The sequence below is a fragment of the Micromonospora sp. WMMD712 genome, from assembly GCF_029581295.1.
GTDB lineage: Bacteria > Actinomycetota > Actinomycetes > Mycobacteriales > Micromonosporaceae > Micromonospora > Micromonospora carbonacea.
In genome coordinates, this window is the sequence record NZ_CP120743.1 from 4668481 (window position 1) to 4695385 (window position 26905).

The following is a 26905-nucleotide window of genomic DNA, read 5'->3' on the forward strand; positions in this document are numbered from 1 at the left end:
CGTCGAGTGGCCGGTTGCGGATCACCTTGTCGGTCGACTTGCAGTGGGCTTGCAGGAGGCTGGGAAGGGGAATGTCTGATTTTGGACTCTGTGGAGAAAGGCCTGTGGCTTTCGGTCGGCCGGATCAAGAATTGATAGGTGAACGTCGATCAAGATCTAATGGGGGCGAGAGCTGATGGAGTTCACGATTCTGGGTCCCACCGAACTCACGGTCGACGGGCGGGCGATCTCGCTGGGGGCGGCAAAACAGCGCGGCCTGCTCGCCGTCCTTCTCTATCACGCCGGTGATCCCGTGCGGGTCGAGACGATCGTGGAGTTCCTCTGGCAGGACTCCGCAGTCCATGCCCGACGCCCGCTGCTCTACACGCTGGCCAGCAGGTTGCGGTCGACCCTGCGGCTGGTCGGCCTCCAGGATGCCCTGGTGCGGGTGCCCGGCACGGGCGCGTACCGGTTGGCGGTGGATCCGGAGCTGGTCGATTACCACCGGTTCCTGCGATTGACCGCCGAGGCGCGGCAGGCAATTGATCGGCATCAGCATGATCGGGGAATTGCTCTGCTCACCAGGGCAATCGAGATGTGGCGGGACGACCCGCTCGCCGACCTGCGCGGCGCGCGTTGCGAACACCTGCGGCGGGATATGCGGGAGAAGCAATTCAGGGCGGAGAAACTTCTGGCGGAGAGTGAGTTGGCCACCGGCCGGCACGAACGGGCGTTGACCCGGCTCGAACCATTGCTGATCGAGAACCCGCTCGACGAGGGGCTGGCCCGATTGTGGGCCGCCGCACTGCAGGCGGCCGGTCGTACCCAAGATGCGCGGGACTTCGTCGCCGCCTACCGGCGACGCTATCGCCGGGCGATGCGAACCGACCCGGTGCTGGACATGGCGGCCCTCGAAACCGCCGCGCCGGCGCGGAGCCAACCCGCCGCCGCGGACGCAACCGCGCCGATGCCCCGGCAACTGCCGAACGACGTACCCGACTACACCGGGCACGCGGCACTGCTCGACGAACTGGACGCTCTCGCCACCGGCGACGGCATTGCGAAGGCGGTCGTGCTGACCGGGATGCCCGGAGTCGGCAAGACGACCCTCGCCGGGCACTGGGGGCACCGCCGGCGGGGCTGGTTCCCGGACGGGCAGCTCTACCTGAACGCGGAGGCGCACGGACCGGCCCCGCCGGTCCGCCCGCAGGAGGCGCTGCACCGCTTCCTCGTCGCCCTCGGCGTCCCGGCCGAGCGGGTGCCCGCCGAGGCCGAACGACGCCTCGATCTGTACCACCGCCTGATGAGCGGGCGGCGGATGCTCGTCGTGCTCGACAACGTCGTCGACTCCGACCACGCGCGGCAGCTCCTGCCCCGCTCCGAGACCAGCTTCACGGTCGTGATCAGTCGCAACCGGCTCCCCGGGCTGAGCGTCCGGCACGGCATCCGCAGCCTCACCGTCGCGCCGCTGTCGCACCTCGAACGACAGCGCATGCTCGGCCGGATCGTCGGAGCAAGACGCACCGGCGCGGAGCCCGCGGCGCTGGAGACGCTGGCCCGACTGTCGGGCGGACTGCCGCTCGCGCTGCGGGTCATCGGCGAGCACGTGGGTTCCCGGCCCGATGCGCGGCTCGGCGACCTGGCCGACGAACTGGCCGGTCGGCTGCTCGACGTCGAGGGCGACGACACCGACGAGATGACCCTGCGGACCGTCTTCGCCTGGTCGGTCAACGCGCTCGACCCGATGCCCGCGCGGCTGTTCCTCGCGCTCGGCCTCTTCCCGGGCAGCACCATCGGGGTCGAGGCCGCCGCGGCGATGCTGGCGGTGGACGTCGCCGGAGCCGAGCGGGCCCTCGACCGGCTCGCCCGCGCCCACCTCGTCGACCACGACACCGTCCGCCGGTACCGGATGCACGACCTGTTGCGCCAGTACGCCGCCGACCGGGCCAGGGAGGACGTGCCACCCGCGCAGCGCCGCGTGGCGCTCCGTCGGCTGCTGGACTGGTACCTGCACACGGCCGTCACCGCCGTCGGCCTGCTGGCACCGGGCCGGCCGGCCGTTCCCGACCTGCCCGAGCCGGGTGGGGTGACGTCGATGACGTTCGGCTCGGACTGTGCCGCCCTGCGCTGGTGCGAGGTGGAACGGACCAATCTGCTCGCCATGGTCCGTCGCGCGGCGGCCGAGGGCTTCCACCGGCACGCCTGGCAGATCGTCGACACCGTGCACGAGGTTGTCGACCGGTCCGGCGACCAGGAGGACACGCGGGAGATGTTGCGGATCGCCCTCGACAACGCGACTGCCGACGGTCATGACCTGGGTCGGGTCGGCACCCTCGTCAACCTCGGCGCGAGCTACTTCACCACCCACGACTACCACCGCGCCGGCCGCCTCTTCACCGAGGCCCTGCGCCTCGCCGGGGAGCACGGCTGCGCCGAGATGCAGCGGGTCTGTCGGCACAACCTCGCCTCCGTACAACTGCGCACCGGGGCGACCCTCGACGCCATCGACACCCTCCGCGAGGTGCTGACCGACTGCCGCGCGGTCGGGGAGGCTACCGGGGAGGCGTACGCCCTCCATAACCTGGGTGATGCGCACCACCGGCTCGGGCGCCGCGACGAGGCACGCGCGTTGTACCAGCAGGCTCTTGTCGTCTGGGACCGGATCGGCTCGCTGCGTGGACGAAGCCTCACCCACGTCCGGCTCGCCGAACTCAGCCTCGAGGCGGGCCAGCCCGAGGTCGCCCTCGCCCAGGGCCGGATCGCCCTCGGCCTGCACGACCGGGTCACCGACGACACCATCCGGTGCGACGCCCTCATCATCTCGGCGGAGGCGCAGTTGCGCCTCGGCCGGCACCGCGACGCGCTGGCCGATGCCGCCCTGGCCCGGGCCGTCGGCGACGAGCTGGCCGACCCGCTGCGGCAGGCGCGCGCCCTGGTCGTGTCGGCGGAGGCCCTCAGCGCGGCCGGCGACCACGACGGCGCCCTCGTCCGGGGCCGGGAGGCCCTCGGTCTCCTCGACGACACGGACCACCCGCAGCGGCAGGCCGTCCGGGACCGGCTCGCCATGTACCACGACCACCCGGGACGGAGGGAGGAGCGGTCGGCGTGAGCCTCCCGGGCGGCGGCCCGGATGCCGTCGGCCGGGCGCGTCGAACGGGCATGTCGGCCGGATGCCGTCCGCCGGTCCGGCGACGTCGGGGCCGGGGAGCTACGTCGGCGACGGCCGGTGCCGTGCCGGTCGCCTGGTCACCCGCCCGCCGGCGCGGGACCGGTCGGGCGGGGACGGGCGGGCTCGGGGAACACCGCGGGCGTGCCCGTCACCGGGTCGGGCACGACCCGGCAGCGCAGCCCGAACACGTCGGCGACGAGGTCCGGGGTGAGCACCGCCGACGGGTGACCGGTCCTGGCGACGTGGCCGTCGCTCAGCACCACCAGGTCGGTGGCGTAGCGGGCCGCCTGGTTGAGGTCGTGCAGGACGGCGACCACGGTCCGGCCGCCGGCGTGCAGGTCGGCGAGCAGGTCGAGGACCTCGTACTGGTGGGCGATGTCGAGGTAGGTGGTCGGTTCGTCGAGCAGCAGGATCGGGGTGTCCTGCGCCAGCAGCATGGCCAGCCAGGCGCGTTGCCGCTGGCCTCCGGAGAGCTCCGCGAGCGCCCGGTCGCCGAACTCGGCGGTCCCGGTGGCGGCCAGCGCCGCGGTGACCGCCCGCTCGTCCTGCGCCGTCCAGCGGCTCAGCGCCGACCGGTGCGGGTGTCGTCCGCGCAGCACCAGATCGGTGACGGTCATCCCGGCCGGTGCCTCGACGCCCTGGGGGAGCAGCCCGACGGTGCGGGCGTACTGCCGCCGGCTGTAGCCCCGGGCGTCGCGGCCGAGGACGGCGACGCGGCCTCCGCTCGGCCGCAACACGCGGGCGACGGTGCGCAGCAGGGTCGACTTGCCGCACCCGTTCGGTCCGATGAAGACGGTGAAGCTTCCCTCGGCGACCCGCAGGGTGACGTCCCGGCAGACGGTGCGGCGGTCGTAGCCGACGGTGACCGAGTCCAGCTCGATCGCGGGTGGGGCGCTCATGGTTGCCTCCGGGGCGGCGGATGCGGTGCGGGACGGGGGCTTGCTCACCAGGACCGCCCCCGCCAGGTCCAGGTCAGGACGAGGGCCAGGTAGCCGCCGCCGAGGACGCCGGTGACCGCGCCGACGGGCAGTTGTTGCCCGGGAACGAGCCGTTGGGCGAGCTGGTCGGCGGCGAGCAGCAGGGCGGCGCCGAGCGCCGCGCTCGTGGTCACCAGGGGCGCGGCGACGCGGGTGAGCCGGCGGGCCAGGTGGGGGGCGGCCAGGGCGACGAAGCCGACCGGCCCGGCGCCGGCGACGCCGACGGCGGTGAGCGCGACCGCGAGGGCCGTGGCGGTGAGGCGCTGCCGGCGCACGGGTACGCCGAGGCTGAGGGCCTTGTCGCCGCCGTTCTCGACGAGTCGCAGCCCCCGGGCCACCAGCACGGCGGGCGGCAGCAGCACGGCGAGCGCGCCGAGCAGCAGCGGCAGGTGGTGGCCGCTGCCGTTGAGGCTGCCGACGAGCCACACGGCGGCGTTCTGCGCGTCGGTCACCTCGGCGCGGGTCAGCAGGTACGCGTTGACGGAGGTGAGCAGGGCGGACAGGCCGATCCCGACGAGGATGAGGCGCTGCCCGGTCCCGCCGAGCAGCAGCGCCGCCCCGGCCACGGCGGCGCCGCCGAGCACCGCGCCCACCGCCGGGGTGAGCCGGTCGTCGCGCAGGACCAGCAGGACGACGAGCGCGCCGGTGGCCGCGCCGACGGTGAAGCCGACGATGTCGGGGCTGCCGAGGGGGTTTCGGCTGGCGCTCTGGAAGAGGGCGCCGGCCGCGCCGAGGGCCGCCCCGACGACGAGCGCGGTGCCGATCCGGGGCAGTCGCAGCTCGAAGAGGACGAACCGCAGGCCGGGGTTGCCGCCCCCGGTCAGCGCCGGCCACAGTTCGGGCAGTGGGGTGGCGTACCGGCCGCTGGCCAGGGCGGCGACGGCCAGGCCGGCGCTGAGCGCGAGCGCGACGAGGCAGGCGAGGGTGGCGCGGCGGGTCTGCCGACGGAGGGCGCGTCGGCCCGGACCGCTGGCGGGGGTGGTGATCATGGGCGGGGGATCCTCCGGGCGCGGATCAGGGCGATGAACACGGGGGCGCCGATGGCGCCCATGACGATCGCGACCTCGATCTCTCCGGGGCGGGCCAGGAGCCGGCCGAGCACGTCGGCGATGATCAGCAGGATCGGGCCGAGCAGGCTGCTGTAGGCGACGACCCAACCGAGCCGGGGGCCGCAGATCGCGCGGGCGGCGTGGGGGACGGCGAGCCCGAGGAACCCGATGGGACCGGCCACGGCGGTCGCGCCGCCGCAGAGCAGGGTGGTGGCGGCCAGCGCGAGCGCCCGGGTGCGCCCGGGGCTGACGCCCAGGGCCGCGCCGCTGTCGTCGCCGAAGCGCAGCACGTCCAGCGGCCGGATCACGGCCACGGTGACGGCCACGCCGGCGAGCAGCGCGGGTGCCGCCGTGAGCAGGGCGGACAGCGGCTGGTCGGCGAGGCTGCCGACGGCCCAGAACCGGTACCGGTCGAACGCGGTCTGGTTCAGCAGGGTGACCCCGGCGACGATGCCGGTCAGGCAGGCGCCGACGGCCGCGCCGGCCAGGACCAGCCGGCCGTCCTCGGCCGTGCCCGGGCCCCGGGTGCCGCCGACGACGGTGACCAGGCCGGCGGCTACGCCCGCGCCGAGCAGGGCGAGCACGAGGTGGCCGCGTTGGCCGGTCACCCCGGCGAGGATGCCGGCCACCACCGCGGCGGCGGCGCCGGCGTTGACGCCCAGCAACCCGGGGTCGGCGAGGGGGTTGCGGGTCAGCGCCTGCATGAGGACGCCGGCCAGCGCCAGGGCCGCTCCGACGCAGATCGCGATCGCCGTACGGGGTAGCCGGACCTCCCAGACGACGAGGCTCGCCTCGCTGTCGCCGTGGGCGACGAGTTCCCGTAGCACGGTGCCGGGCGTCAGCGGCAGGGCGCCGACGACGAGGCTGGCGACGATCGACGCCAGCAGGGCGAGGGCACAGGCGAGCAGCCCGGCGGCGAGCAGGCGCGGGCGGCGTAAGCCGGTGGGGGTGGCTACCGACACTGTGACTCACTTCATGGTGGAACGTTCCATCGCTGGCTAAGGTAAACCTACCCTAAGCCCCATGGGAATCTCGTTTCGCCGCCCCTCAGAGGATCGAATGCCATGTCACACGCCCGCCCACGCCGGCTGAGAACACTCCTGACCGCCGCCACGCTGGCGCTCGTCACGCTCGTGGCCAGCGGTTGCGCCGGAGAGGAGGCGGGCCCGGCCGACGCGGCGTCCGGATCGGCCGGCGCCGCGTTCCCCACCACGCTCACCCACGCCTTCGGCACGACCACCATCGCCGCCAAGCCCGCGCGGATCGTGGTGGTGGGCCTCAAGGAACAGGACTACTTCCTCGCCCTCGGCGAGGTGCCCGTCGCGATCCGCGACTGGTACGGCAACATGCCGAACGCGACCTGGCCGTGGGCCCGGGAGCGGCTCGGCGGGGCCAAGCCGGAGGTGCTGGCCCGCGCCGAACTCGACTACGAACAGATCGCCGCGCTGCGCCCCGACGTCATCGTCGGACTCTCCTCCGGCATGTCCCGCCAGGAGTACGACCTGCTCGCGAAGATCGCCCCCACCGTCGCCCAGCCGGCGGGGGACGGCAGTTGGGCCGTGACCTGGCAGCAGATGACCCGGGCCGCCGGGCAGATCACCGGCCGCACCGCCGAGGCCGAGACGCTCGTCGCCGACCTGGAGAAGCGGATCGCCTCCGTCGCCGGCGCGCAGCCCCGCCTCAAGGGGGCCAGCACCGTGTTCGCCTCCACGTACGAAGGCCAGTACTACCTGTTCAGCCCCGAGACCACCGCCTCGAAGGTCCTGCTCGACCTCGGGTTGACCATGGCGCCCGAGGTCACCACGCTCACCGACAACGCCAACCAGTCCGCCACCATCAGCCGCGAACGGTTCGACCTGGTGGACGTGGACGTCGCCGTCTGGTCCGAGGCGGCCACCGACCCCGGCGTGACCACCCTGCTCGGCGACCCGCTCTACACCCGGCTGGACGTCCGCGCCCAGCGCCGCGAGGTCTTCCTCGGCACCGAGGCCAACGGCGCGCTGGCGTTCTCCTCCGTGCTGAGCCTGCCCTACGTGCTCGACAAGATCGTCCCCGCGCTCGCCGCCGCGGTCGACGGCGACCCGGCCACCGACTCGGAGTTCAGCGCGAAATGACCGACACGCTCACCCGGCCCGGCTTCTGGACCGCCACCGTGCACGAGGTCCGGCGGCTGACCCCGCACCTGCAACGGGTCGTCCTCGGCGGCCCCGACCTCGCCCGCTTCCCCGCCCTGGGCCTGCCGGACGAGTCGGTGACGCTCTACTTCCCCCGCCCCGGCGAGCCGGCCCCGCCGCCGATGACCCTGCGCGGCGACGTGTGGGGCTACCACGACGAGCCGCACCCGCCCACCGGTCGCAACTACTCCGTCCGGTCCGTCGACCCGGTCGGGGCGCGGCTCACCGTCGACTTCGCCCTGCACGACCACGGCTTCGCGACGTCCTGGGCGCAGCGGGCCGAGACCGGCGTCGGTCTCCTGCTGTGGCGTTGCCGCGCCTGGTTCCGCCCGCCGGCGGACACCCGGTGGCTGGTGCTCGCCGCCGACCTCGCCGGGCTGCCGGCCGCGACCCGCATCGTCGCGGAACGGACCCCCGGCGTACCGGTGCGGGTGCTGGTGGACCTGCCGGACCTGGCCGACGCCCGGGACCTGCTCGCCGCCGCCGGCGGCGACCCCACGGTGCAGATCGACGTGCGGGTCGGGGTCGGCAACGGCCACGGCCCGGGCAGCCTCGTCGACCGGCTGCGGGAGACGAGCCTGCCCGACGGCCCCGGCTACGTCTGGGTCGCGGGGGAGGCCGGCGAGTGCCGCCAGGCCCGGTCCGTGCTGCGCACCGTGCACCGCCTGCCCCGCGACCGCGCCGTCTGCGTCGGCTACTGGCGCACCGACGCGGCCGACTGGGAACACCGGTACGCCCGCTTCCGTCCCCTCCTCGACCAGGTCTACCAGGACGCCCTCGCGGCCGGGCTCAACCCGGTGGAGGCCGGTGACCGGATGGAGGAGGCACTGGAACGGATGACCCGGTGACCGGCTCCGGCCCCCGGGTGGAATCCCGCCACCACAGGCGCACCGGGTGCTCGTAGACCCCACCCGGACCGCCGCCGACCAGGTCGTCGAGCAGGTCGGCGCAGCGGCGTCCGGCGTCCAACGGCGACAGGTCGAGCGCGGTGATCGGCGGTTGCCCCAGCCGCAGGGCGCTCGACTCGGTGGCGCTCGCCAGCAGGACGTCCCGCCCGACCCGGCGGCCCAGCCGGTGCAGCACCTGCACGGCCAGCGGCGCGGTGTCCACCGAGGCGCACACCAGGGCGTCCACCCCCGGCCGGGCGAGCACCTGTTCGACCGCCCGGGACACCTCCGTCGGCGACGGCACCCACGGGTGCTGCGCCGTGACGGCGGCGACGCCGTGCCGGGCGCACCAGTCGCGGTGTCCCGCCGCGAGCTGGGCCGCCCAGTCGCCGGTCTCCGGCGGCACCACCAGGGCGGGGCACCGGGCGCCGGCGGCGGCCATCCGGTCCAGCAGCCCGGTCAGCGCCCGGTGGTGGTCCGCCCAGAGCACGACCTCCGGTCGCATCCCGTCCGGGGGACGTTCGAAGCACACGACCGGCATGCCGCCCCGCATCAGGACCGGCACGAACTCGTCGTCCTGGTGCGGGTCGGCCACGATCACCCCGTCGAGCGCCCGCGGCGACCGGCGTTCGGAGGCGGTCAGGATGGTGACGTCCCGGTCGCGGGCGGCGGCGCGCTCCATGATGCCGAAGACGAACCGCATGTAGAACTCCGAAGTGGACGGCACGCCGGGAACGTAGACCCCGATGGTGCCGGTGCGGCCACCCCGCAACTGCCGGGCCGCGCGGTTCGGGACGTAGCCCAGCTCGTCCATCGCCGCGCGAACCCGATCCCGGGTCGCCTCGGAGACCCGGCCGGAACGCGACAGCACATTGGAGACGGTGGACTTGCCGACACCCGCCCGGCGCGCGACGTCGTGCAGCGTGACCGGACGGGGCATCGGCCCAGTCTAGGGAACCGGGCGCCGGCCGGGACACGGCACCACCACACCCCCCCACGGAAGACGGTGACCCTCATGTCCAAGCACCATCCGGCCCCGCCGCGTGCGACGTCGCCCGTCGGCAACGACCATCGGCAACGACCCGCCGTGCTCGGCGCGGCGGGCGACGGGTGGGTCGAGTTCGACCTGCCCGGCGTCGGGATCGGCACCGCCGAGTATCCCGACGGTCCGACCGGCGTGACCGTCCTGAGCATCCCCGGCGGCGCGCGTACGGCCGTGGACAAGCGGGGCGGGGCCGTCGGCGTCAGCGGCGGGTTCCCGTACCACCATGCGTTGTGCTTCGCCGGCGGGTCGAGCTTCGGTCTCGCCGCCGCCTCCGGCGTCTACGACGAACTGCTCCGCCGCACCGGTTACGCGACCGACTTCGGCAGCCTGCCGGTGGTCTCCGGGGCCGTCGTCTACGACTTCACCCCCCGGGACAACGCCGTCTACCCGGACGCCCAGCTCGGCGCCGCCGGGCTGCGCGCGGTACGCACCGACGGGGTGGCCGTGGGCAGGGTCGGCGCCGGGGTCGGCGCGACCGTCGGCAAGGTCGACAACTCCCGCGCCGAGTGGGGCGGGCAGGGTGCGGCCTTCGCCCGGATCGGCGCGGCCCGGCTGCTGGTGCTGACGGTGGTGAACGCGATGGGCGTGATCGTCGACCGGGACGGCGGCATCGTGCGGGGCAACCTCGACCCGGCGACCGGCCGGCGTCGCCACCCGGCCGAGGACTACGCCGAGCTGCTCGCGGCGGCCACGCCGGACCTCGCGCCGGCCGGCGGCAACACGACCCTGACCGCCGTGGTCACCAACGTCCGGATGAGCGACACCGAGCTCGCCCAGTTCGCCACCCAGGTGCACAGCTCCATGCACCGGGCGATCCAGCCCTTCCACACCATCGCCGACGGCGACACCCTGTTCGCCCTGACGACCGACGAGGTGACGGTGCCCGCCCCGTCGCTGCGGCTGGGCACGGTCGCCGCCGAACTGGCCTGGGACGCCGTCCTCGCCAGCGTCGCCGGCCCGTGACGAGAGTGCCCGCCGCGCCGGCCGGGGCGGCGCCCTCCTCGCGGTGCCGCCGCTCAGCGGGCCAGGGACACCAGCGTGCGCGGTCGCGCGGTGACCCGGGGCCGCCGGCAGTAGTACACGAACGCCGGCGGCACGTTGGCCCACACGGTGCGGCCGGTCACGACCTCCTCGAACCGGTCGCCCAGCGCCTGCCGCAGTCGCCGGGCGGCCGGGGCCCAGCGGGCGAACGTGTAGCCGAACGTGGTGAACGCCCCGTCCGGGGTGAGCGCGTCGGTGACGGCGTGCAGGAGCTCGTCCTGCTGGCCCCCGGCGAAGGCCGCCCACGGCAGCCCGCTCACGATCACGTCCGCCCGGCGGGGTCCCCGCCGCGACAGCACCGCGCCGAGGTCGCGGGCGTCGGCCACGGCGACGTCGACCCCGGGGTACCGGTCGGCCAGCAGGCCCGCGAACCGCCCGTTGACCTCGACCGCGAGGTGGTGACCCCGGCCGGCGAGCCGGCGCTGGATGGCGGCCGTGAACGCGCCGGTGCCGGGGCCGAGTTCGACCACCAGCGGCTCACCGGCGTCGGGCACGGGCGCGGTGACCAGATTGGCCAGCGGCGCGCCGCTGGGGGCGACGGCGGCGACGGTGAGCGGATCGCGGAGGAACTCGCGCAGGAACTCCGCCCGGTGGTTGCCGCTCATCGCCCGGCCTGCTGACCGGCGAGCTGCGGCTGGTCCGACCCGGCGGGGGTGAGGAGCCGGGCGAGCCAGTCGGTGCGGGCGCGGCGGGCCTGGGCCGAGATGCGCGCCTGCGGGTACAGGGCGTCGAAGCCGTGGAAACCGCCGGCCCAGACGTGCAACTCGGCCTGCCCGCCGGCGGCCCAGATGCGGGCGGCGTAGGCGACGGCCTCGTCGCGGAACACCTCGGCGGTGCCGGCGTCGACGTAGGTGTCCGGCAGGCCGGACAGGTCGTCGGCCGTCGCCGGGGAGACGTGCCCGGGCACGTCGTCGTCGGCCAGGTCGCCGAGCACCGACCGCCAGCCGAACTCGTTCATCTCGCGCGTCCACACACCGGGCTCGCCGGAGTACTGGCGGCTGGAGGTGGTGTCGTTGTGGTGGTCGAGCATGGGGCAGATCAGCACCTGGGCGGCGATGCCCGGGCCGCCGCGGTCGCGGGCCAGCAGGGCGACCCCGGCGGTGAGACCGCCACCGGCGCTGACCCCGGCGACGATGATCCGGTCCGGGTCGACGCCCAGCTCGTCGGCGTGCGCGGCCACCCAGAGCAGGCCGTGGTAGCAGTCGTCGATCAGGTTGGTGCCGGTGGCCTCGGGGGCCAGCCGGTAGTCCACGGAGACCACGACGGCGCCGAACAGGTCGAGCCACTCCAGGGGGATGTCGATCTGGGAGAAGCGGTCGCCCATCACCATGCCGCCGCCGTGCATCCAGTAGACGCACGGGGCCGGCCCGGTGCGGTCCCGGCCGGCGGGGCTGAAGACGGACAGCGGGATGTCCGCGCCGTCCGGGCCGGCGATGCGGACCTCGCGCCGGTCGATCGCCCGGCCGTCGAGCAGCGGCTCCACGGGCATCGACGAGAACTGCCGGATCTGCGGGAGCACCTCGCGGTTGAGTTCGGGCACGAGCGGCATGTCGGCGAGGAGGGCGCGCAGTTCGGGGTCGACGGGGGGACGTGTCAGTGCCATGAGGGGTTTCCTGTCGTGTTCGAGGTGGACGAACGGGAGGGGCGGTGGACGGACGGGCGGGTCTCAGATGGCGGCCTTGCCGCCGACCGGCACCTCGTCGAGGTACGTCGACTCGCCGTCGAGCAGCGGCTGGAGCTGGGCCACCAGGGCCTGCGCCGCGTCCGTGGCGAAGAACCGGTGGTGTGCCTCCTCGGTCGTCCAGCCCTCGGTGACGTGGACCACGTCGGCGTCGGCGGCGGACCGGCCGACCAGGAAGACGACGCAGTCGTCGTTGGTGAGCGACGGCGAGGCGAGCAGGAAGTCGACCAGCTCGTCGCCCTTGCCGGGGCGGGCGGTCATGGTGGCGTGGAAGCCGTAGCTGACGGTCATCGGGCACTCTCCTCGGCGGCGGCCGCCGGATCCGGCGGCGACGGTGTTGCCTGGCTGGGCTCCACTCTCGGGGCGGCCCGGCCGGCCCCCATCAGTCATCCGACTTCCCAGTTCGGGCCGCCGCCGGCCGGTGACCTAGCCGGTCGTGCCGGAACCGGGCAGGCCGGCGCCCGGGTGGGACCGGCGTGGGCGGAGACGGCCAGGTCGGCCCGGCCGGCGACGCGGGCGGAGCCGCCGGCCGGGCCGCGCCCCGGTGCATCGGGGCGCGGCTGCGAGGACCCTCCGCCGCCGGCACCTCGTCCCCGGGTTAGGTCATTCGACAGATGCGCGGGTCGAGAGCCCCGTCGCACCATCGACGGCGTGACGCCATCAGGACGGGAAAACCCTGCACCGCCGCCCAGCGTGCTGCGGATGCGCGAGGTCCGCGACCGGGCCCTGTTCGACCTCGACGACGGGCCGGTCACGCCGTCGAACCGGGCCGACCTGACGGCGACCACGCGCCTGCTCAACGTGTTGCTGGCGAGCCTGGTCGTGTCCTCGTTGCAGTACGAGCAGCACGCGCTGGCCGTGCGCGCCCCGTCGGCCCGGCCGCTCGCGGAGCTCCTGTTCGCCGGGGCCGACCGCGACCGGGGCGACGCCCGGCTGGTCGCCACCCGGATCCGGCAGCTCGGTGGCGCCGGCGACTACGACCCGCAGCACCTGAGCGCCCGGTCCCGGGTCGCCTTCCGGGCGTTCCCCGACGGTGACGTCGTCGGCATCGTGACGCAGAACCTCGTCGGGGCGCGGATCCTCGTTCAGACGTTGCAGGAGGCGGTGCGCTGGATCGGCGACGACGACCCCACCACGCGGCGGCTCCTGGAGCGGCTGCTCGAAGCGAAGGAGACGCAGGCCGACGAGCTCAGCGCGCAGCCTGCCCAGCAGCAGGCGGCGACAGCGCGTCCCGGAGCGCGGCCCGGGACGTGACGCCCAGCTTGGGGAAGATCCGGTACAGGTGGGCGCCGACGGTCCGGTGGGACAGGTACAGGCGCTCGGCGATCTGCTTGTTGGTCATGCCGCTGGCCGCCAGCTCCGCGATCTGGAGTTCCTGCGCCGTCAGCGCGGTCAGGTCACCCCGCTGCCGGGGGGCCGGGCGGTGACCGCCGGCGCGCAGTTCCCCTTCCACCCGGTCGAGCCAGGGCTCGGCCGCCAGGGCGGCGAACCCGTCGCGCGCGGCGAGCAGGTGCCGCCGGGCCTCCGTCGCCGAGCGGGTCCGCCGCAGCCGCTCCCCGAGGGCCAACCGCACCCGGGACGCGTCGAACAGCCACCGCCGGGTCGCGGCGTCGGCCAGCAGGGCCTCCAGGCGGGTCACCGACTCGTCGTCGTCGAGGACGAGAGCCTCCGCGCCGGCCTGGAGCAGGGCCATCCGGGGCGACAGGGCGGCCACGTCCGCGTCCCGCATCGCCCGGACGTGCGCCCGGGCCTCGGCCGTGCGCCCGGTGCGTACGGCTGCCTCGACCAGGTCGAACATGACCCAGGTGCAGTGCGGCACGTGGGAGGCGAGCACGCCGGGCGGGCTCATCGCGGCGGCGTGACCGAAGGCGGCGTCGTAGTCGCCCTGCCCCATGGCGGCGAGCACCCGGGGGTGCTGCGCGAACAACGCGGCGGCGGCGACGCCCCGGGGCAGCGCCCAGTGGGTGATCTCGTCGGCGAGCGCGTACGCCTCGTCGAACCGCCCCCGGCCGGCGGCGAGGATCGCCCGGTTGTACCTGAAGTACCACGCGAAGAACGAGAAGCCGCTGGTGTCGCAGGTCCGCTGGCCCTCGGCGGCGAGTTCCCCGGCCTCGTCCCAGCGGCCCGTCAGGAAGTCGTCGAGGCACAGGTGCATCAGGGCACCGAGGTGCCGGCGGGGCGCGCCGCCGTTGCGCCCGTGCTGGACCAGCCGCCAGGACGCCTCCCGCGAGTCGCCGAGACGGTCGAGATACACGGAGGCCGTGCCGATCCGCATGATGCGGGTGGGGTCGGCGTCCTCGGTCAGCGTCCGCAGCACCGCGTCGATCCGGCCCAGCGCCGCCTTCCCGGTGCGCACCGGGTCGGCGAAGCTGTCGCTCGCCAGCGCGAGCACGTCCGGCGGCCGGGGCCGCATCCGGCGCAGCACCGCGAAGAACGGTTCCCAGTACTCCGGGGTGCTGCCGTACCAGCACAGCAGGAGCAGGGTGTGCATGGCCTCGACGAGCGCGGGGTCGTCGGCCCGGTAGCCGTGGTCGCCGGTCTCGATGGCGCCCGCCAGCAGCCGGTGGGCGGTGTTCACGTCGCCGTCGCCGTTGATCATGAGAAAGGCGGTCGCGTTGGCGGCGTGCAGCGAACCGGCCGAGTCGGGAGCCGCCCGACGGGCGTCGGTCAGCAGGATCTTCGCGTCGTCGATGGTGCCGCTGGCCTCCGCGCCGATGTACGCGGCCTCGGCGAGCCGCCGTCCCCGGCCGGCGCTGGTGGCGCTCAGCTCGGCGGCGCGGACCAGGGCCGCCACCGCCGCGAACCCGTCCCCGCGGCGCATCACCCGGTGCGCCGCCTCCTCCAGGAGTTCCGCCACCGCCTCGTCCGGGCCTACGGCGGCCGCCGCGAGGTGCCACGCGCGGCGTTCCCCGTCGTCGGGCAGGGCTCCGGCGAGGGCGACGTGCGCGGTGCGGCGCTCCTCGTGGGTGGACAGGGCCACGACCGCCGACCGGATCAGCGGATGCCGGAACGCGATCCGGGCCGTGGCGTCGTCCACCCGGACGAGCTGCGCCCGCTCGGCGGGGGCCAGGTCGGCCAGGCTGGGCTGGTCGGGCAGGGCGGCGCGGAGCACCCGGACGTCGCCGGTGCCCTCGAAGGTGGCGAGCAGCAACACCCGCCGGGTCGCCTCGGGCAGCCCGGTCAACCGGGCCGCGAAGATCGCCTGCAACCGGTCGCTGAGGGGGACCACCTCGGGTTGCGTCTCCGTGCGTCGCACGGAACCCAGCAGCGTGGCGGGCAGCTCCATCAGCGCGAGGGGATTGCCCTGGGCGAGGTCGAGCAGGCGTCGGCGCACCCGCGCCGGCAACTGCGGGTGGCGGGCGTCGACCAGCCGCCCCGCGGCCTCGTCGTCGAGCGGCCCGACGACGTGCTCGGCCAGCCCCCGCAGGTCGAGGAAGCTCACCGAACCCGTTCTGGTCGACGCCAGCAGCCCGGCCCGGCGACCCGCCAGCCGCCGGGCGACGAAGCCCAGGACGACGGCGCTCGCCCGGTCGAGCCAGTGCACGTCGTCGACCACCAGCACGACCGGGCCGTCGACCGTGAGCTCCGTGACGAGCAGCAGGGCGGCGTTGCAGACCAGGAGGACGTCCGGGGGCGCGCCGACGCCGAAGCCGAGCGCCACCGACAGCGCCTCGCGCGGGCCGGGCGGGAGGCGGTCGAGAGCCGCGTACGCGGGCAGCAGCAGCTCGTGCAGGCCGGAGTAGCTGACGTCGGCCTCGAACTCCGACCCGGACGCCCGCAGCACGCGCATCCCGTCCGCGAGGGCGAACTCCGTCGCGGCGGTCATCAGGGCGGACTTGCCGACCCCCGGCTCGCCGCAGATCAGCCGCGCGCCGCCGCCCTGGCGTACACCGTCGAGGAACTCGGCGAGCTGCGCCAGGTCGGCGCGGCGTCCGAACAGTTCGCTACCGGCCACCCGTACCTCACGTGCCCGTCGTCGTCCGTCGGCCCCGGCCGACCTTGCCTTCCTGTCCGGGCAGGCTACCGGGGACGTTTCGCCATCCGGACGTCCGTCCGGCAGGCGGGCAGGATCGCGCAAGGAAACGCGAGTTCTGGTCAACTGTCGTGGGACGTGACCCGCGGGGCGGTCCGGGCGTGCAGGCGGGCCGCGTCCTGGCGGGGCGGGCCCCCGAACTGCCGGCGGTATTCGCGGCTGAACTGTGCGGGGCTCTCGTAGCCGACGCGGCGGCTGACCCCGGCGATGTCGCCGGGGCTGGCGGCGAGCAGCAGCCTCGCGCGTTGCAGGCGGATCTGCTTCTGGTACTGGATCGGGCTCATCGAGGTGACGGCCTGGAAGTTGCGGTGGAACGCGGAGACGCTCATCCCCGCCTGCTGCGCCACGTCCTCGACCCGGAAGGGCTGCGCAAAGTTGTCGCGGATCCACTGGACGGCCCGGGCGACGTGGCTGAGGCTGCTGTCGGGCAGGCCGAACTGGCGCAGGACGCCGCCCTGCTCGCCGGTGAGCAGCCGCCAGATGATCTCCCGCTTGATCAGGGGCGCGATCATGGGAATGTCGCGGGGCTGGTCGAGCAGGCGCAGCAACCGGACGGCGGCGTCGAGCAGCTCGACGGGGGCCCGGCTGACGACCAGGCCCGCCGGTGTGTCGGCGGCAGGCTCCGGCAGGTCCGCCGGGTCCGCCTGGAGCAGCACCTCGGCGACGGCCGCCGGGTGGAGGGTCAGGCCGAAGCCGAGCGCCGGCTCCTCCGGGCTGGCGCGGGCGAAGTGCGCGGTCACCGGCAGGTCGACCGAGGCGACGAGATAGTCGCCGGCCTGGTACTCGTACACGCGGTCGCCGAGCGCGAACCGCTTCGTGCCCTGGGCGACGAGGGCCAGCACCCTGCCGTAGGTGGTCGGCGTCGGCGGGTTGGGCCGGTCGGCGCGGAAGATACGGACATCGGGGATGCCCGTGCTCAGGTCGGGCCGGGCATGCCGGGCCAGCAGAACGCGCAGCTCGTCGAGTGGCATGCCCACCATTGAAGCACCGTGGCCAGGACCAGGGCCCCGACCGATCCCGCCGCGACCGGCGGATGGATCGCCCCCGAAGGGGAACCGGAGGGCATGCGGATCAGTAGCGCGCCGGCGGTGGCGGCGTCGAGCGAGGAGACCGGCCCCGACGGGGTACGCCGGCCCGGCGGCGAGGTGCACGCCTGGCTGTCCGGGCAGAACCAGACCCTGTGCGGGCTGCCCCTGAGCCGGACGAGGCTGCGCCGCTTCCCGCACGTCCGCTTCGACTACTCCTCGACCGACGTGCTCACCGCCGCCGACGCGGTGGGCCGCGTCTGCTCGCGCTGCCTGGCCGCCACCGGCGGCAGCCGGGACCGCCGGCAGCGGCAGAGCTGGGTACGCACCTCCCCCCGACCCTGACGCTCCGCGCGGTTCGGCCCCCGCACAGCGGGTACGGGGCCAGGTATGCGGATCGTGGTGGTGGGGGCGAGCGGGAACGCCGGGACGGCGCTGCTGCGCCGGCTACGCCGGGAACGGGGCCTGGACCTGGTCGGGGTGGCCCGCCGCCCGCCCGGCCCGGACGCCGGTGAGCCGTACGACGGGCTGGCGTGGCACCCCTGCGACGTCGGGGCACCGGGTGCCGCCGCCCGGCTGGCCGAGGTCTTCGCCGGGGCGGACGCCGTGGTCCACCTGGCCTGGCAGATCCAGCCCAGCCACGACCAGCGGGTGCTGCGCCGGACCAACGTCGACGGCAGCCGGGCCGTGGTCGACGCGGTGCTCCGCGCGCGGGCGCCCGCCCTGGTGTACGCGTCGTCCGTCGGCGCGTACGCGCCCGGCCCGAAGGACCACCCGGTCAGCGAGCGGTGGCCGACGACCGGGGTGCCCGGGTCGTCGTACAGCCGGGACAAGGCCGCCGTGGAGGCGCTGCTCGACGCGGTCGAGCGGGAGCATCCGGGGCTGCGGGTGGTGCGGATGCGCCCCGGGCTGATCTTCCAGCGGGACGCCGGCACCGAGATCACCCGCTACTTCCTCGGGCCGCTGGCCCCGGTGCGGCTGCTGCGGTACGGCCGCCTCCCGCTGGTGCCCACGCACCGCCGCCTGCGGATGCAGGCCGTGCACGCCGACGACGTGGCCGACGCGTACGCCCGGGCGGTGCTGGGCGACGCGCGGGGCGCGTTCAACCTGGCGGCCGACCCGGTGCTCACCCCGGAGCTGGTGGCCCGGCACTTCCACGGCTGGACGGTGCCGGTGGCGGCCCCGCTGCTGCGCGGCGCGGCGGCCCTGACCTGGCGGGCCCGGCTGCAACCGGTGGACGCCGGCTGGGTCGAGCTGGCCTTGAACGCCCCGCTGATGTCCAGCGACCGGGCCGAGGCCGAGCTGGGCTGGCGGCCGAAAATGGACGCGCTGGCCGCCCTGCGGGACCTGTTCGCCGGGATGGCGCACGGCGGGCACACGGCCAGCCCGCCGATGTCCGCCGCCCCGGACCGCCCGGGCCGCCCGGCGGCCCTGCTCCGCGCCCGCCCGCCGGGCCAGACCAACCCCTACTGACCTCGCCCGCGCCCGGGGCGCACTCAGGCGTGGGAGAGCGCGAAGGCGGTCAGGAAGCCGGCGACCGTGATCAGGCCGACCAGCAGGTGCGCGTCCTCGAACGCCTCGGGGACCATGGTGTCGGTGATCATTGCGAGGATCGCGCCGGCCGCCAGCGCGGTGATCGAAGCCAGCACCTCCGGCGGCGCGCCACCCAACAGCGTGTAGCCGGCGAGCGCCGCGAGGCCGCTGACCAGCGCGATCCCGGCCCACAGGGCGAAGACGTACCGGCTGCTCCGGCCCGCCCGGCGCATCCCGGCGGCGCTGGACAGACCCTCCGGCACGTTGCTGAGGAAGACCGCGACGACCGTGACCAGGCTGACCGGGCCGCCGGTGAGCAGACTCGCGCCGATCACCACCGACTCGGGGATCCCGTCGAGCAGCGCGCCCACCGCGATCGCCGACCCGGAGCCGGGCGCGTCCCGTTCCGACGGCTGCGCGCCGGAGCGCTTGCGGTGCCGCGCGCCCCGCCGGGCCAGCAGGACGTTCGCCCCGGTGTACGCGACCGCGCCGCCGGCCGCCCCGACCGCGGTGGGCAACAGGCCGCCCTGCTCGTGCGCCTCGGCGATCAACTCGAAGGAGACGGCGGAGAGCAGCACCCCGGCCCCGAAGGCCATGACCGACGCGATGACCCGGCGCGGTACGGGCACGAACCAGCCCAGCGCCGCCCCGAGCAGCAGCGCCGACCCGGCCAGCAGCCCCCAACCACCCGCTTGCGACCATTCCGGCACCCGCAGGACGCTACCCGCGCCCCCGAGCCGCGAAACAGCACCCGCTCGCCGCGGCCAGGGTCTAGAAGTCCGCGAAGAGGTACGGCAACCGGCGGGGGAAGAGCCGGCGCAGCTCGGCGGCGGCGTCCGCCGGCACCCGGCCCAGGCCCCGGACGTCGACCTCCGCCGGGTCCAGCACCCCGTACGCCAGGGCGGAGAGCCCGGCCGCCGTGAGCGTCGCCGCCGGCACGGACCCGGCGGTGCCGGCGTCGCCGGGCAGCTCCAGCCGGCCGGTCGCGCCGTCGAGCAGGTGGGTGCCGGCGAGCCACCGGTCCCCGGTCAGCTCCACCCGGACCCGGCCCGGCCCGGCGGGGAGCCCGGCCAGCGCGTCGAGCGAGAGCAGCCGGGCCATCGGCGCGGACGATCCGGGCCGGGCGACCCGCGCCTCGACGTGCACGGCCAGGTCGGTCAGCCACAGCTCGGGCAGCTCGTCCGCCGGGACCCGCAGGCGGACCCGCTCCACCTGGTCGACGTGCCGGGCGAGGAACTGCAGGATCAGGGCCCGGGCGTACGGGTCGACGACCAGCAGGTCGTCGCCGATCAGCTCGCCGCCGTGGTCGTCGATCCGGTACGTCAGCACGCCGACCGTCTCGCCGTCGACGCGGGCGGTGAGCTGCCACCGGTCGTCGTCGTCGCGCTGCCGCACCGCCCGCGTCTCGGGGAAGACCGCGAACCCGTGCCGCTCGGCCAGGCAGCGCTCGGTGAAGGCGCGGTGGTCGGCGTATCCGACGCCGCTGCGGCCCCAGGCCAGCTCGCCGGGCAGGTCCGCGCGCAGCAGCGGGGACAGGTCGGCCGGGGCGAAGGCCACCGTACGCGCCCGGGGCAGCCCGACGTAGCCGAAGCGCTCGTAGAACGAAGCGCGGAACGGGTACAGCGTGGTCAGCGGGTGCCCCTCGTCGCGCATCTCGTCGAGGAGCAGGCGCAGCAGGTCCCGGACGTGCCCGCGCCGCCGCGCCAGCGGGTGGGTGGCGACCCCGGCGACGCCGGCCATCGGCAGCACCGCCCCGCGCAGGTTCTGGCGCATCGGGATGGCCGACACGGTGGCCACCGTCTCGCCGCCCTCCTCGGCGACGAGGGTGCGGGTGGCCTCGTGGTAGGGCAGGTAGCTGCGGAACTCCTCGGCCCGCCCGGCCCGCATCGGGGACGCCTCGAAGGCGTACGCCTGGAGCGGGAAGGAGGTGGCCGGCCGTTCGGCGTTGGTCAACCGGCGGATGGTCATGCGAGCGCGCTGACGTCGGAGACGACGACGGTGACGTTGTCGGGCGCGCCGGCCTGGTGGGCGAGCTTCACGAGCTGCTCGCCGCACTGCTGGCGGTCGCCGTACATGGCGAGGGCGGCGGCGATCGCCGCGTCGTCCACGTAGTCGGAGAGCCCGTCGCTGCACAGCAGCAGCCGGTCGCCGCCGAAGACGGTGAGCGTGCCGATCGCCGGGGGCGTGTCGGCGCCCTGCACGGCGCGGGTCACCAGCGACCGCTGCGGGTGGTGCCGCGCCTGGTCCGGGGAGAGGGCGCCCTGGTCGACGAGCGCCTGCACGAACGTGTCGTCCCGGGTGAGCTGGGTCAGCTCGTTGTCCCGCAGCAGGTAGCAGCGGGAGTCGCCGACCTGCGCGAGGACCAGGACGTCCCCGGCGAGCAGGCCGGCCGTGAGCGTCGTACCCATGCCCTCGCGCGCCGGGTCGACGGAGATGGCGGCCCGGATCCGCTGGTTGGCGGTGCTCACCACGGCCCGCAGCGCGTCGGCGGCCCCCTCGGTCGTGGTGGGCGGGTCCAGCTCGTCGAGGATGCGGATGACGATCTCGCTCGCCACCTCACCAGCCGGCAGGCCACCCATCCCGTCGGCGACGGCGACGAGGCGGTCACCGGCGAGGGCGGAATCCTCGTTGTTGGTCCGCACGAGGCCGACGTCGTTGAGGATGGCCGAGCGGAGGATCAGCGTCATACGACAAGCTTGCCAAGAAGACCCGCCCGGCGTCTCTACGCCCTCCGGGGTCGGCCCGAAAAGAATCTTGTGTCGGCGCGGGTGGCCGACCGGCCGGCGGCCCGAACGGTCGACCGGCCCGACGGGTCAGCGGCGGGGGTAGCGCAGCAGCAGGCTCGCCCACACCTCCTCGTCGCCGATCGCCGCGTAGCCGTGCGGCACGTCCGACGTCCAACGCAGGTGGCCGCCGGGACCGGCGGTCAGCGGGGCGTCCACCGGCCCGGCGCGGAGCTGCCCGGCGAAGACGGTGACGTGCTCGGTGACCCCGGGCTGGTGCGCGGGGGAGAGCTGCCCGACGCCGGGGGCGACCCGCATCCGGTACAGCTCGTACGTCGCCCCGGCCTCGGTGAACACCTCCAGCAGGGTGGCGCTCACCGCCGCCCCGCGCACCGTGGGGGTCGCCGCCGGCCCGGAGAGGGCCGCGGTCAGCGGCACCCCGAGCTGGGCGGTCACGGCGTAGAGCGTCTCCAGGGTGGGGTTGCGGGTGCCGTTCTCCAGGCCGGAGAGGGTGGCCTTGCCCACCCCGGCGAGCCGGGCCAGCGTGGACAGTGACAGGCCGCGCTCCTCGCGCAGGGCGCGCACCCGGGCGCCGACCGTGCCGGCGTCCGTGACTGCCTGCTCCCGGGCTGCCTGCTCCCGGGCCGTTCGGGGGGTTGGTGTCGGCGACTCCATCCCGCTATCGTGCTACACGCCATCGTTCCGTAAACGGAACGGCGAAGGGGGAAGACGTGGCCGGCCTGCTGCAACCCGTGCTCGCCGGGGTGGTGACCGCGCTCGTCGGCTTCGCCAGCTCGTTCACCGTCGTGCTCGCCGGGCTGCGCGCCGTCGGCGCCGACGAGCGGCAGGCCGCCTCCGGGCTGCTCGCGGTCAGCGTCGCGTCCGGCCTCTGCGCGGTGTGGCTGGGCCTGCGTCACCGGCTGCCGATGGCGATCGCCTGGTCCACCCCCGGTGCGGCGCTGCTGGTGGCCACCGGCCCGGTCCCCGGCGGCTGGCCGGCGGCCGTCGGCGCGTTCGTCGTCTGCGGTGCGCTGATCGTCGCCGCCGGCCTCTTCCCGGCCCTCGGCCGGGCGGTGGCCGCGATCCCCGGGCCGATCGCCGCCGCGATGCTGGCCGGGGTGCTGCTGCCGCTGTGCACCGCGCCGGTCCGCGCCCTGGTCGAGGTGCCGAAGCTGGCCGCGCCGGTGGTCGTCACCTGGCTCGTCCTGCACCGCTTCGCCCGGCGCTGGGCGGTGCCCGCCGCGCTCGTCGCGGCGGCGGTCGCCATCGCCGCGACCACGCCGGGCGGCATCGGCGCGCACGGCCTGCGGCCGGTGTTCGTGCTCACCGCGCCCGAGTGGACGGTGCCGGCGGTGATCGGTCTGGCCCTGCCGCTGTTCCTGGTCACCATGGCCGCGCAGAACGTCCCCGGCATGGCGGTGCTCACCGGGTACGGCTACCGCCCCCCGCTAGGCTCCGCGCTGCGGGTCACCGGCCTGGCCAGCGCGATCGGTGCGCCCGTCGGCGGGCACGCGGTCAACCTCGCCGCGATCACCGCCGCGCTGGCCGCCGGCCCCGACGCCCACCCGGACCCGGAGCGCCGCTGGGTCGCCTCGGTCACGGCGGGGGTCGGGCTGGCGCTGCTCGGCCTCGGCGCGGGCGTCGCCACCGCCCTCGTGCTGCTCTCCCCGCCCGTGCTGATCGAGGCCGTGGCGGGGCTCGCGCTGCTCGCCGCGCTCGCCGGCGCGGTGTCGGCGGCCGTCGCCGACCCGGCGACCCGGGAGGCGGCCGTGGTGACCTTCGTCGTCACCGCCTCCGGAGTGAGCCTGCTCGGCGTCGGGGGCGCGTTCTGGGGGCTGCTCGCCGGCTGGCTGATGCTGCTGTTGCTGCGTCGCCGCCGCGCGGGCGACCACGCCGCGCCGACTGCGCCCGCCGCGCCGGTCGAGCCGGCTCCGGTCGAGCCGCCCGCGCCCGTCGAGCCCGCGCGGTCGGTTCCGCCGGTCGAGCCGGTAGCGCTCGTCGAGCCCGTCGAGCCGGCGTCGGCTGGGCGGGCGTCGGCTGGGCCGGCGGAGCGCTAGATCGACTCCATGTCGGCGACATGGTGGGGAAAACCGCCCCGGGATACCCCAATGTCGCCGACATGAAGTCGATCAAGGGGCCCGGAGTCGACCAACCGGAGTCGACCAAGTGGCCCGGGGCGGTCAAGGCCGACGGCGATCGAGGCCCGCTGGGGTCACTCCTCGGCGGGGAGGCTCGCCGCGAGGACGCCGAGGCGTACCCGGCCGTCGGCGACGGCGGCGATCTGGTCGGCGAGCACGTAGACCGCGCCGGTCGGGGCGTGGTCGGTGGAGACCTTCAGGTAGCCGGTGCGCAGCAGGCGGGCGGCCAGGTCGGCCGGGACGTCCGGCTCCTCGACCGCCGCGGATTCGATCAACTCGTCCAGGCTGCCGCCCGGGTCGGCGGTGGGGGCGGTCGACGCCTGCACGGTCAGCGCGTTCGGGTCGCCCCGCTGGACGAGGTCCACGGTGCCGACCTCGACGCCGGTCACGTCGACCACGGGCATCCCGGTGGTGACGCGGGAGATGCCCGCCTGCTGATCCGTCCCCTGCTGCTCCATCCCGGGGCGGTTCCCGCCCGGCCACCGGACTAAACGCCGCGCCGGTCAGGCCCACCCGGACGGCGGCCGGGGAGACAGTTCCCGCCACCCGTCCGCCCCGGCGAGCAGCGCGCGGACGGTCTCCTCGGCCTCCTCCGCGCTGGGGTGCTCGTAGAACCGGGAGACCCCCTCCGCGCCCCCGGCGCGCTGCTCGACGTGCCACCGGTCGCCGTCGACCCGGAGGAAGACGTCCCGCCGGGCCAGCCGCCCCCATTTGCCGTTCCACCAGTGCTTACGCTGCTCCATGGCCGGACTCTATCGAACATGTGTACGACAGGGTCCGGCCCCCACGGGATCCCGTGAGGGCCGGATGTGTCGCGGTGGGCGTCAGCGCGCGGCCGGGGGCTCCGGGTTGCGGCCGAGCACGTCGTCCAGGGCGCCCCGCTGCTGGCCGGGGGTGGTGTGGCCGGCGGCCACCAGCGCGTCCCGGATCTCGGTGAGCAGCTTGACCTCCTCGCTGGGAGCGGCCGGCGGCGGCTCCTCGCCGCGCTTGCGCCGCTCGGCCAGCCTGTTCATCGGGTAGACGACCAGGAAGTAGAGCGCCGCCGCGGTGAGCGCGAAGGTGATCGCCGCGTTGACGAAGGCGACCCAGTCGAAGGCGATGCCCCGGAACTCCGGGGCCGTGCCGGCGAGCCCGTCCTTGCTGCCGGTGATCAGCAGCACGAAGACGCGGATCAGCGGTTCCAGGAACGACTTGGTCAGCTGGGTGACCACGCCCGTGAACGCCGCGCCGATGACGACGCCGACCGCGAGGTCGACGACGTTGCCGCGCATGATGAAGTCCTTGAAGCCCTTGAGCATCCGTCACTCCCGTGGTGTCCGGTTCGGTTTCCCGGGCAACCTATTCCCCCGGGGAGGGCTCCAGGAAAGCACCAGCCTCCCGGGCCGCCAAGGCCGGGTCGCCGGCCCGGATCGCGTCCACCAGCCGGGCGTGGTCGACGTACCGCTCGGGCTCCAGCGCGTCGCCGGTCGCCTGGCTGATCGTGCTGCGCAGCGCCGCGCCGACCGACGCGTACAGCTCGGCGAGCATGCGGTTGTGTGCGGCGGCCACCACCGCCGTGTGCAGGGCCGCGTCGGCCTCGACGAACTCGTCGACCCGGCCCGCGCGCCAGGCGGCCTCGCGGGCGGCGAGCGCGCCGTCGAGGGCGGCCAGGTCCGCCGGGGTACGCCGCAGCGCGGCCAGCCGCGCCGCCTCCACCTCGAAGGCGCGGCGCACCTCGACGACCTCGGTCATCCGGTCGTCGGTGAGCCGGCGGGCCACCACGGGGGCCAGCTCGTCGGTCGACACCACGTACGTCCCGGAGCCCTGCCGGCACTCCAGCACCCCGGCGTGCACCAGGGCGCGGACGGCCTCCCGGACGGTGTTGCGCCCCACCCCGAGGGCGGCGACGAGCTGCGGCTCGGTGGGGATGCGGCCGCCCACCGGCCACTCGCCGCCGAGGATACGGGCCCGGAGCTGCTCGGTCGTCTGCCGGACGCGTTGGCCCCGGGGCGGGGGCGCGGCGGCACCGGGCGGGGATGCGGGGTCGGGCGGGGGCGTGGGGCCGGGGCGGGCGGCGGGGTCGGGCGGAGGTGCGGAATCAGCCGACGGTGGCACTGGTTACATCACCTGCCCAGGATTCATCCCATGATTGTAGGTTGAAGACCATGACCCCGCCACCGACCGTCATCGCGGAACCCGTCACCGGGGCAGCCCGGCCCCGACCGACCGTCGACGTGGCCCCGGCCCCCGCGCCCGTCGCGCCGGCCCCCGGCCCGAAGCCCGCGACCGGCGGCCTGCTGGTGCTGGCCGGGATGCTGCTGGTCGCCCTCAACCTGCGCGCCGCCGTGACCAGCCTCGGCGCGCTGCTCGGCGAGGTCCGCACCGGCCTCGGGCTCTCCGGGGCGATGGCCGGTCTCGTCACCACCCTGCCGACGATCGCCTTCGCCGGGCTCGGCGCGCTCACCCCCTGGCTGGTCCGGCGGTACGCCCCGGCCCGGGTGCTCGTGGTCGCCATGACGGCCCTCGCCGTCGGGCAGGTGCTGCGCGTGGTCACCGACTCCGCGCTGGTCTTCGTGGCCACCAGCGCGCTCGCGCTGGCCGGCATCGCGGTGGCGAACATCCTGCTGCCGATGCTGGTGAAGCAGCACTTCCCGCACCGCACCGGGCTGGTCACCGGGGCGTACACGATGGCGTTGACGACGGGCACGACGGTGGCCGCCGCGTCGGCGGTGCCGGTGGCGCACGCCTTCGGCTCCTGGCGGGCCGGGCTCGGGGTCTGGGCCGGGCTGGCCGCGCTGGCCGTACTCCCGTGGGTGCCCCTGGCGCTGCGGGCCCGCGCCGCGCGACGGGCCGCCACCGGCGCGGTGGCCGTCGCCGCCCCGGCCCGGGTGCGGCCGGCGCGGACGCGGCTCGGCTGGGCGATGGCGGTCTACTTCGGCGCGCAGTCGCTGAGCGGGTACGCGATCATGGGCTGGCTGGCCCAGCTCTTCCGCGACGCCGGCTTCCGCCCGGAGACGGCCGGGCTGCTGCTGGCCGGGGTGACCGCGCTCGGCGTGCCGGTGGCGCTGCTGATGCCGACGCTCGCCGGCCGGCTGCGGACGCTGCGCCCGCTGGTGTTCGGGCTGACCGCCTTCTCGGCCGTGTCCTACCTGGGGCTGGCGCTCGCGCCGCGCGGCGGCGCGCTGCTCTGGGTGGCCCTGCTCGCCCTCGGCCAGGGCGCGTTCCCGCTGATCCTCACCACCATCGGGCTGCGCGCCCGCACGGCGGAGGGGACGGTGGCGCTGTCGGCGTTCGCACAGAGCACCGGCTATGTGATCGCGGCGCTCGGGCCGCTGCTGGTCGGCGTCCTCTACGAGGCGACCGGCGGGTGGACCGCGCCGATCGGGTTCCTGCTCGTCGCCCTCGCCGTGCAGACGGGCGCGGGCCTGGTCATCGCCCGCCCCCGCTTCGTCGAGGACGAGCGCTGAGCGGG

The 26905-nt window shown here is 75.4% G+C and carries 25 protein-coding genes and 1 pseudogene; 9 read left to right on the forward strand and 17 right to left on the reverse strand.

What is annotated here, in order from left to right; genetic code table 11:
- Positions 1 to 175: 175 nt before the first annotated feature.
- Positions 176 to 3088, forward strand: coding sequence for a BTAD domain-containing putative transcriptional regulator (locus tag O7633_RS20300; protein WP_282323539.1), 2913 nt, complete (start codon positions 176 to 178; stop codon positions 3086 to 3088).
- 137 nt (positions 3089 to 3225) lie between these two features.
- Here the strand turns inward: O7633_RS20300 and O7633_RS20305 are convergent, their stop codons facing one another.
- The 3 genes from O7633_RS20305 to O7633_RS20315 are packed head-to-tail and all read right to left on the reverse strand — an operon-like array spanning position 3226 to position 6136.
- A complete protein-coding gene (locus O7633_RS20305; RefSeq protein WP_278130830.1) occupies positions 3226 to 4047 on the reverse strand; it encodes an ABC transporter ATP-binding protein in 822 nt (273 codons plus the stop codon).
- Between the two features lie 44 nt (positions 4048 to 4091).
- Positions 4092 to 5114: an iron chelate uptake ABC transporter family permease subunit gene (locus O7633_RS20310; protein ID WP_278130832.1), complete on the reverse strand. Its 1023-nt coding sequence runs from the start codon at positions 5112 to 5114 to the stop codon at positions 4092 to 4094.
- Positions 5111 to 6136 (reverse strand): iron ABC transporter permease, encoded by a 1026-nt coding sequence (locus O7633_RS20315; protein WP_278130835.1) that lies wholly within the window; start codon positions 6134 to 6136, stop codon positions 5111 to 5113. Before O7633_RS20315 ends, O7633_RS20310 begins: the two co-directional genes overlap by 4 nt.
- A 102-nt stretch (positions 6137 to 6238) precedes the next feature.
- Between O7633_RS20315 and O7633_RS20320 the strand changes: the two genes are divergently transcribed.
- Positions 6239 to 7288 (forward strand): ABC transporter substrate-binding protein, encoded by a 1050-nt coding sequence (locus tag O7633_RS20320; RefSeq protein WP_278130837.1) that lies wholly within the window; start codon positions 6239 to 6241, stop codon positions 7286 to 7288.
- Positions 7285 to 8196 carry a siderophore-interacting protein gene (locus tag O7633_RS20325; RefSeq protein WP_278130840.1) on the forward strand — a complete coding sequence of 304 codons (912 nt, stop codon included), beginning with the start codon at positions 7285 to 7287 and terminating at the stop codon, positions 8194 to 8196. Before O7633_RS20320 ends, O7633_RS20325 begins: the two co-directional genes overlap by 4 nt.
- On the opposite strand, the gene O7633_RS20330 is transcribed toward O7633_RS20325, so the two are convergent.
- Positions 8138 to 9175, reverse strand: a complete 1038-nt coding sequence (locus O7633_RS20330) for a LacI family DNA-binding transcriptional regulator (protein WP_282323540.1) — start codon at positions 9173 to 9175, stop codon at positions 8138 to 8140. The two genes, O7633_RS20325 and O7633_RS20330, sit on opposite strands and share 59 nt — an antisense overlap.
- A 75-nt stretch (positions 9176 to 9250) precedes the next feature.
- Between O7633_RS20330 and O7633_RS20335 the strand changes: the two genes are divergently transcribed.
- A complete protein-coding gene (locus O7633_RS20335; RefSeq protein WP_282323541.1) occupies positions 9251 to 10243 on the forward strand; it encodes a P1 family peptidase in 993 nt (330 codons plus the stop codon).
- A gap of 53 nt (positions 10244 to 10296) precedes the next feature.
- On the opposite strand, the gene O7633_RS20340 is transcribed toward O7633_RS20335, so the two are convergent.
- The 3 genes from O7633_RS20340 to O7633_RS20350 all read right to left on the reverse strand — a co-directional run bounded on the left by O7633_RS20340 (position 10297) and on the right by O7633_RS20350 (position 12293).
- Complete coding sequence (locus tag O7633_RS20340) at positions 10297 to 10926, reverse strand: SAM-dependent methyltransferase (RefSeq protein ID WP_282323542.1); 630 nt, start codon at positions 10924 to 10926, stop codon at positions 10297 to 10299.
- On the reverse strand, positions 10923 to 11924 hold the full coding sequence (locus tag O7633_RS20345; protein ID WP_178062915.1) for an alpha/beta hydrolase: 1002 nt from the start codon (positions 11922 to 11924) through the stop codon (positions 10923 to 10925). The genes O7633_RS20340 and O7633_RS20345 overlap by 4 nt, the downstream gene beginning before the upstream one ends.
- A 63-nt stretch (positions 11925 to 11987) precedes the next feature.
- Entirely contained in the window at positions 11988 to 12293 is a 306-nt protein-coding gene (locus O7633_RS20350) for an antibiotic biosynthesis monooxygenase (RefSeq protein ID WP_074475517.1), read from the reverse strand.
- Between the two features lie 360 nt (positions 12294 to 12653).
- Here O7633_RS20350 and O7633_RS20355 point away from each other — a divergent pair, with 360 nt between their 5' ends.
- Positions 12654 to 13256, forward strand: a complete 603-nt coding sequence (locus tag O7633_RS20355) for a ferritin-like domain-containing protein (protein WP_282323543.1) — start codon at positions 12654 to 12656, stop codon at positions 13254 to 13256.
- Here the strand turns inward: O7633_RS20355 and O7633_RS20360 are convergent.
- Positions 13192 to 15957, reverse strand: a complete 2766-nt coding sequence (locus O7633_RS20360; protein WP_282323544.1) for a LuxR family transcriptional regulator — start codon at positions 15955 to 15957, stop codon at positions 13192 to 13194. The two genes, O7633_RS20355 and O7633_RS20360, sit on opposite strands and share 65 nt — an antisense overlap.
- A 140-nt stretch (positions 15958 to 16097) precedes the next feature.
- Positions 16098 to 17006, reverse strand: coding sequence for an AraC family transcriptional regulator (locus O7633_RS20365; protein ID WP_282323545.1), 909 nt, complete (start codon positions 17004 to 17006; stop codon positions 16098 to 16100).
- A 93-nt stretch (positions 17007 to 17099) separates the two neighbouring features.
- Between O7633_RS20365 and O7633_RS20370 the strand changes: the two genes are divergently transcribed.
- Together O7633_RS20370 and O7633_RS20375 are read left to right on the forward strand one after the other, a co-directional pair.
- Complete coding sequence (locus O7633_RS20370; RefSeq protein WP_282323546.1) at positions 17100 to 17405, forward strand: hypothetical protein; 306 nt, start codon at positions 17100 to 17102, stop codon at positions 17403 to 17405.
- Between the two features lie 45 nt (positions 17406 to 17450).
- Positions 17451 to 18533 (forward strand): NAD-dependent epimerase/dehydratase family protein, encoded by a 1083-nt coding sequence (locus O7633_RS20375; RefSeq protein ID WP_282323547.1) that lies wholly within the window; start codon positions 17451 to 17453, stop codon positions 18531 to 18533.
- 23 nt (positions 18534 to 18556) lie between these two features.
- Here O7633_RS20375 and O7633_RS20380 read toward each other — a convergent pair whose 3' ends face one another.
- From O7633_RS20380 to O7633_RS20395, 4 genes are all read right to left on the reverse strand, one after another.
- The gene (locus O7633_RS20380) at positions 18557 to 19303 is read right to left on the reverse strand and encodes a ZIP family zinc transporter (RefSeq protein WP_282323548.1); all 747 of its coding nucleotides are present in this window, start codon (positions 19301 to 19303) and stop codon (positions 18557 to 18559) included.
- 61 nt (positions 19304 to 19364) lie between these two features.
- Positions 19365 to 20561 carry a GNAT family N-acetyltransferase gene (locus O7633_RS20385; protein ID WP_282323549.1) on the reverse strand — a complete coding sequence of 399 codons (1197 nt, stop codon included), beginning with the start codon at positions 20559 to 20561 and terminating at the stop codon, positions 19365 to 19367.
- On the reverse strand, positions 20558 to 21280 hold the full coding sequence (locus O7633_RS20390) for a protein phosphatase 2C domain-containing protein (RefSeq protein WP_278130859.1): 723 nt from the start codon (positions 21278 to 21280) through the stop codon (positions 20558 to 20560). Before O7633_RS20390 ends, O7633_RS20385 begins: the two co-directional genes overlap by 4 nt.
- A gap of 126 nt (positions 21281 to 21406) precedes the next feature.
- The gene (locus O7633_RS20395) at positions 21407 to 21991 is read right to left on the reverse strand and encodes an XRE family transcriptional regulator (protein WP_278130861.1); all 585 of its coding nucleotides are present in this window, start codon (positions 21989 to 21991) and stop codon (positions 21407 to 21409) included.
- Positions 21992 to 22047: 56 nt separating this feature from the next.
- On the opposite strand from O7633_RS20395, the gene O7633_RS20400 reads away from it, so the two are divergent.
- A complete protein-coding gene (locus O7633_RS20400) occupies positions 22048 to 23373 on the forward strand; it encodes a benzoate/H(+) symporter BenE family transporter (RefSeq protein ID WP_282323550.1) in 1326 nt (441 codons plus the stop codon).
- Positions 23374 to 23528: 155 nt separating this feature from the next.
- Here O7633_RS20400 and O7633_RS20405 read toward each other — a convergent pair whose 3' ends face one another.
- The 4 genes and pseudogenes from O7633_RS20405 to O7633_RS20420 all read right to left on the reverse strand — a co-directional run.
- Positions 23529 to 23912: a hypothetical protein gene (locus O7633_RS20405; protein ID WP_278130865.1), complete on the reverse strand. Its 384-nt coding sequence runs from the start codon at positions 23910 to 23912 to the stop codon at positions 23529 to 23531.
- A gap of 45 nt (positions 23913 to 23957) precedes the next feature.
- Positions 23958 to 24197, reverse strand: coding sequence for a hypothetical protein (locus O7633_RS20410; RefSeq protein ID WP_278130867.1), 240 nt, complete (start codon positions 24195 to 24197; stop codon positions 23958 to 23960).
- 81 nt (positions 24198 to 24278) lie between these two features.
- On the reverse strand, positions 24279 to 24752 hold the full coding sequence (gene mscL / locus O7633_RS20415) for a large conductance mechanosensitive channel protein MscL (RefSeq protein WP_282323551.1): 474 nt from the start codon (positions 24750 to 24752) through the stop codon (positions 24279 to 24281).
- Between the two features lie 40 nt (positions 24753 to 24792).
- Positions 24793 to 25455, reverse strand: a pseudogene (locus O7633_RS20420) (FCD domain-containing protein); the annotation flags it as partial.
- Positions 25456 to 25745: 290 nt separating this feature from the next.
- Between O7633_RS20420 and O7633_RS20425 the strand changes: the two are divergent.
- Positions 25746 to 26900 (forward strand): MFS transporter, encoded by a 1155-nt coding sequence (locus O7633_RS20425; RefSeq protein WP_278136306.1) that lies wholly within the window; start codon positions 25746 to 25748, stop codon positions 26898 to 26900.
- The last annotated feature ends 5 nt before the right edge of the window (positions 26901 to 26905 follow it).

What these genes read in the sequence shown, in the direction of transcription:
- O7633_RS20300 (WP_282323539.1), top strand. Translation starts at nt 176, where the DNA reads ATGGAGTTCACGATTCTGGGTCCCACCGAACTCACGGTCGACGGGCGG.
- O7633_RS20305 (WP_278130830.1), bottom strand. Translation starts at nt 4,047, where the DNA reads ATGAGCGCCCCACCCGCGATCGAGCTGGACTCGGTCACCGTCGGCTAC.
- O7633_RS20310 (WP_278130832.1), bottom strand. Translation starts at nt 5,114, where the DNA reads ATGATCACCACCCCCGCCAGCGGTCCGGGCCGACGCGCCCTCCGTCGG.
- O7633_RS20320 (WP_278130837.1), top strand. Translation starts at nt 6,239, where the DNA reads ATGTCACACGCCCGCCCACGCCGGCTGAGAACACTCCTGACCGCCGCC.
- O7633_RS20325 (WP_278130840.1), top strand. Translation starts at nt 7,285, where the DNA reads ATGACCGACACGCTCACCCGGCCCGGCTTCTGGACCGCCACCGTGCAC.
- O7633_RS20330 (WP_282323540.1), bottom strand. Translation starts at nt 9,175, where the DNA reads ATGCCCCGTCCGGTCACGCTGCACGACGTCGCGCGCCGGGCGGGTGTC.
- O7633_RS20335 (WP_282323541.1), top strand. Translation starts at nt 9,251, where the DNA reads ATGTCCAAGCACCATCCGGCCCCGCCGCGTGCGACGTCGCCCGTCGGC.
- O7633_RS20340 (WP_282323542.1), bottom strand. Translation starts at nt 10,926, where the DNA reads ATGAGCGGCAACCACCGGGCGGAGTTCCTGCGCGAGTTCCTCCGCGAT.
- O7633_RS20345 (WP_178062915.1), bottom strand. Translation starts at nt 11,924, where the DNA reads ATGGCACTGACACGTCCCCCCGTCGACCCCGAACTGCGCGCCCTCCTC.
- O7633_RS20350 (WP_074475517.1), bottom strand. Translation starts at nt 12,293, where the DNA reads ATGACCGTCAGCTACGGCTTCCACGCCACCATGACCGCCCGCCCCGGC.
- O7633_RS20365 (WP_282323545.1), bottom strand. Translation starts at nt 17,006, where the DNA reads ATGCCACTCGACGAGCTGCGCGTTCTGCTGGCCCGGCATGCCCGGCCC.
- O7633_RS20370 (WP_282323546.1), top strand. Translation starts at nt 17,100, where the DNA reads ATGCGGATCAGTAGCGCGCCGGCGGTGGCGGCGTCGAGCGAGGAGACC.
- O7633_RS20375 (WP_282323547.1), top strand. Translation starts at nt 17,451, where the DNA reads ATGCGGATCGTGGTGGTGGGGGCGAGCGGGAACGCCGGGACGGCGCTG.
- O7633_RS20385 (WP_282323549.1), bottom strand. Translation starts at nt 20,561, where the DNA reads ATGACCATCCGCCGGTTGACCAACGCCGAACGGCCGGCCACCTCCTTC.
- O7633_RS20390 (WP_278130859.1), bottom strand. Translation starts at nt 21,280, where the DNA reads ATGACGCTGATCCTCCGCTCGGCCATCCTCAACGACGTCGGCCTCGTG.
- O7633_RS20395 (WP_278130861.1), bottom strand. Translation starts at nt 21,991, where the DNA reads ATGGAGTCGCCGACACCAACCCCCCGAACGGCCCGGGAGCAGGCAGCC.
- O7633_RS20405 (WP_278130865.1), bottom strand. Translation starts at nt 23,912, where the DNA reads ATGGAGCAGCAGGGGACGGATCAGCAGGCGGGCATCTCCCGCGTCACC.
- O7633_RS20410 (WP_278130867.1), bottom strand. Translation starts at nt 24,197, where the DNA reads ATGGAGCAGCGTAAGCACTGGTGGAACGGCAAATGGGGGCGGCTGGCC.
- mscL (WP_282323551.1), bottom strand. Translation starts at nt 24,752, where the DNA reads ATGCTCAAGGGCTTCAAGGACTTCATCATGCGCGGCAACGTCGTCGAC.
- O7633_RS20425 (WP_278136306.1), top strand. Translation starts at nt 25,746, where the DNA reads ATGCTGCTGGTCGCCCTCAACCTGCGCGCCGCCGTGACCAGCCTCGGC.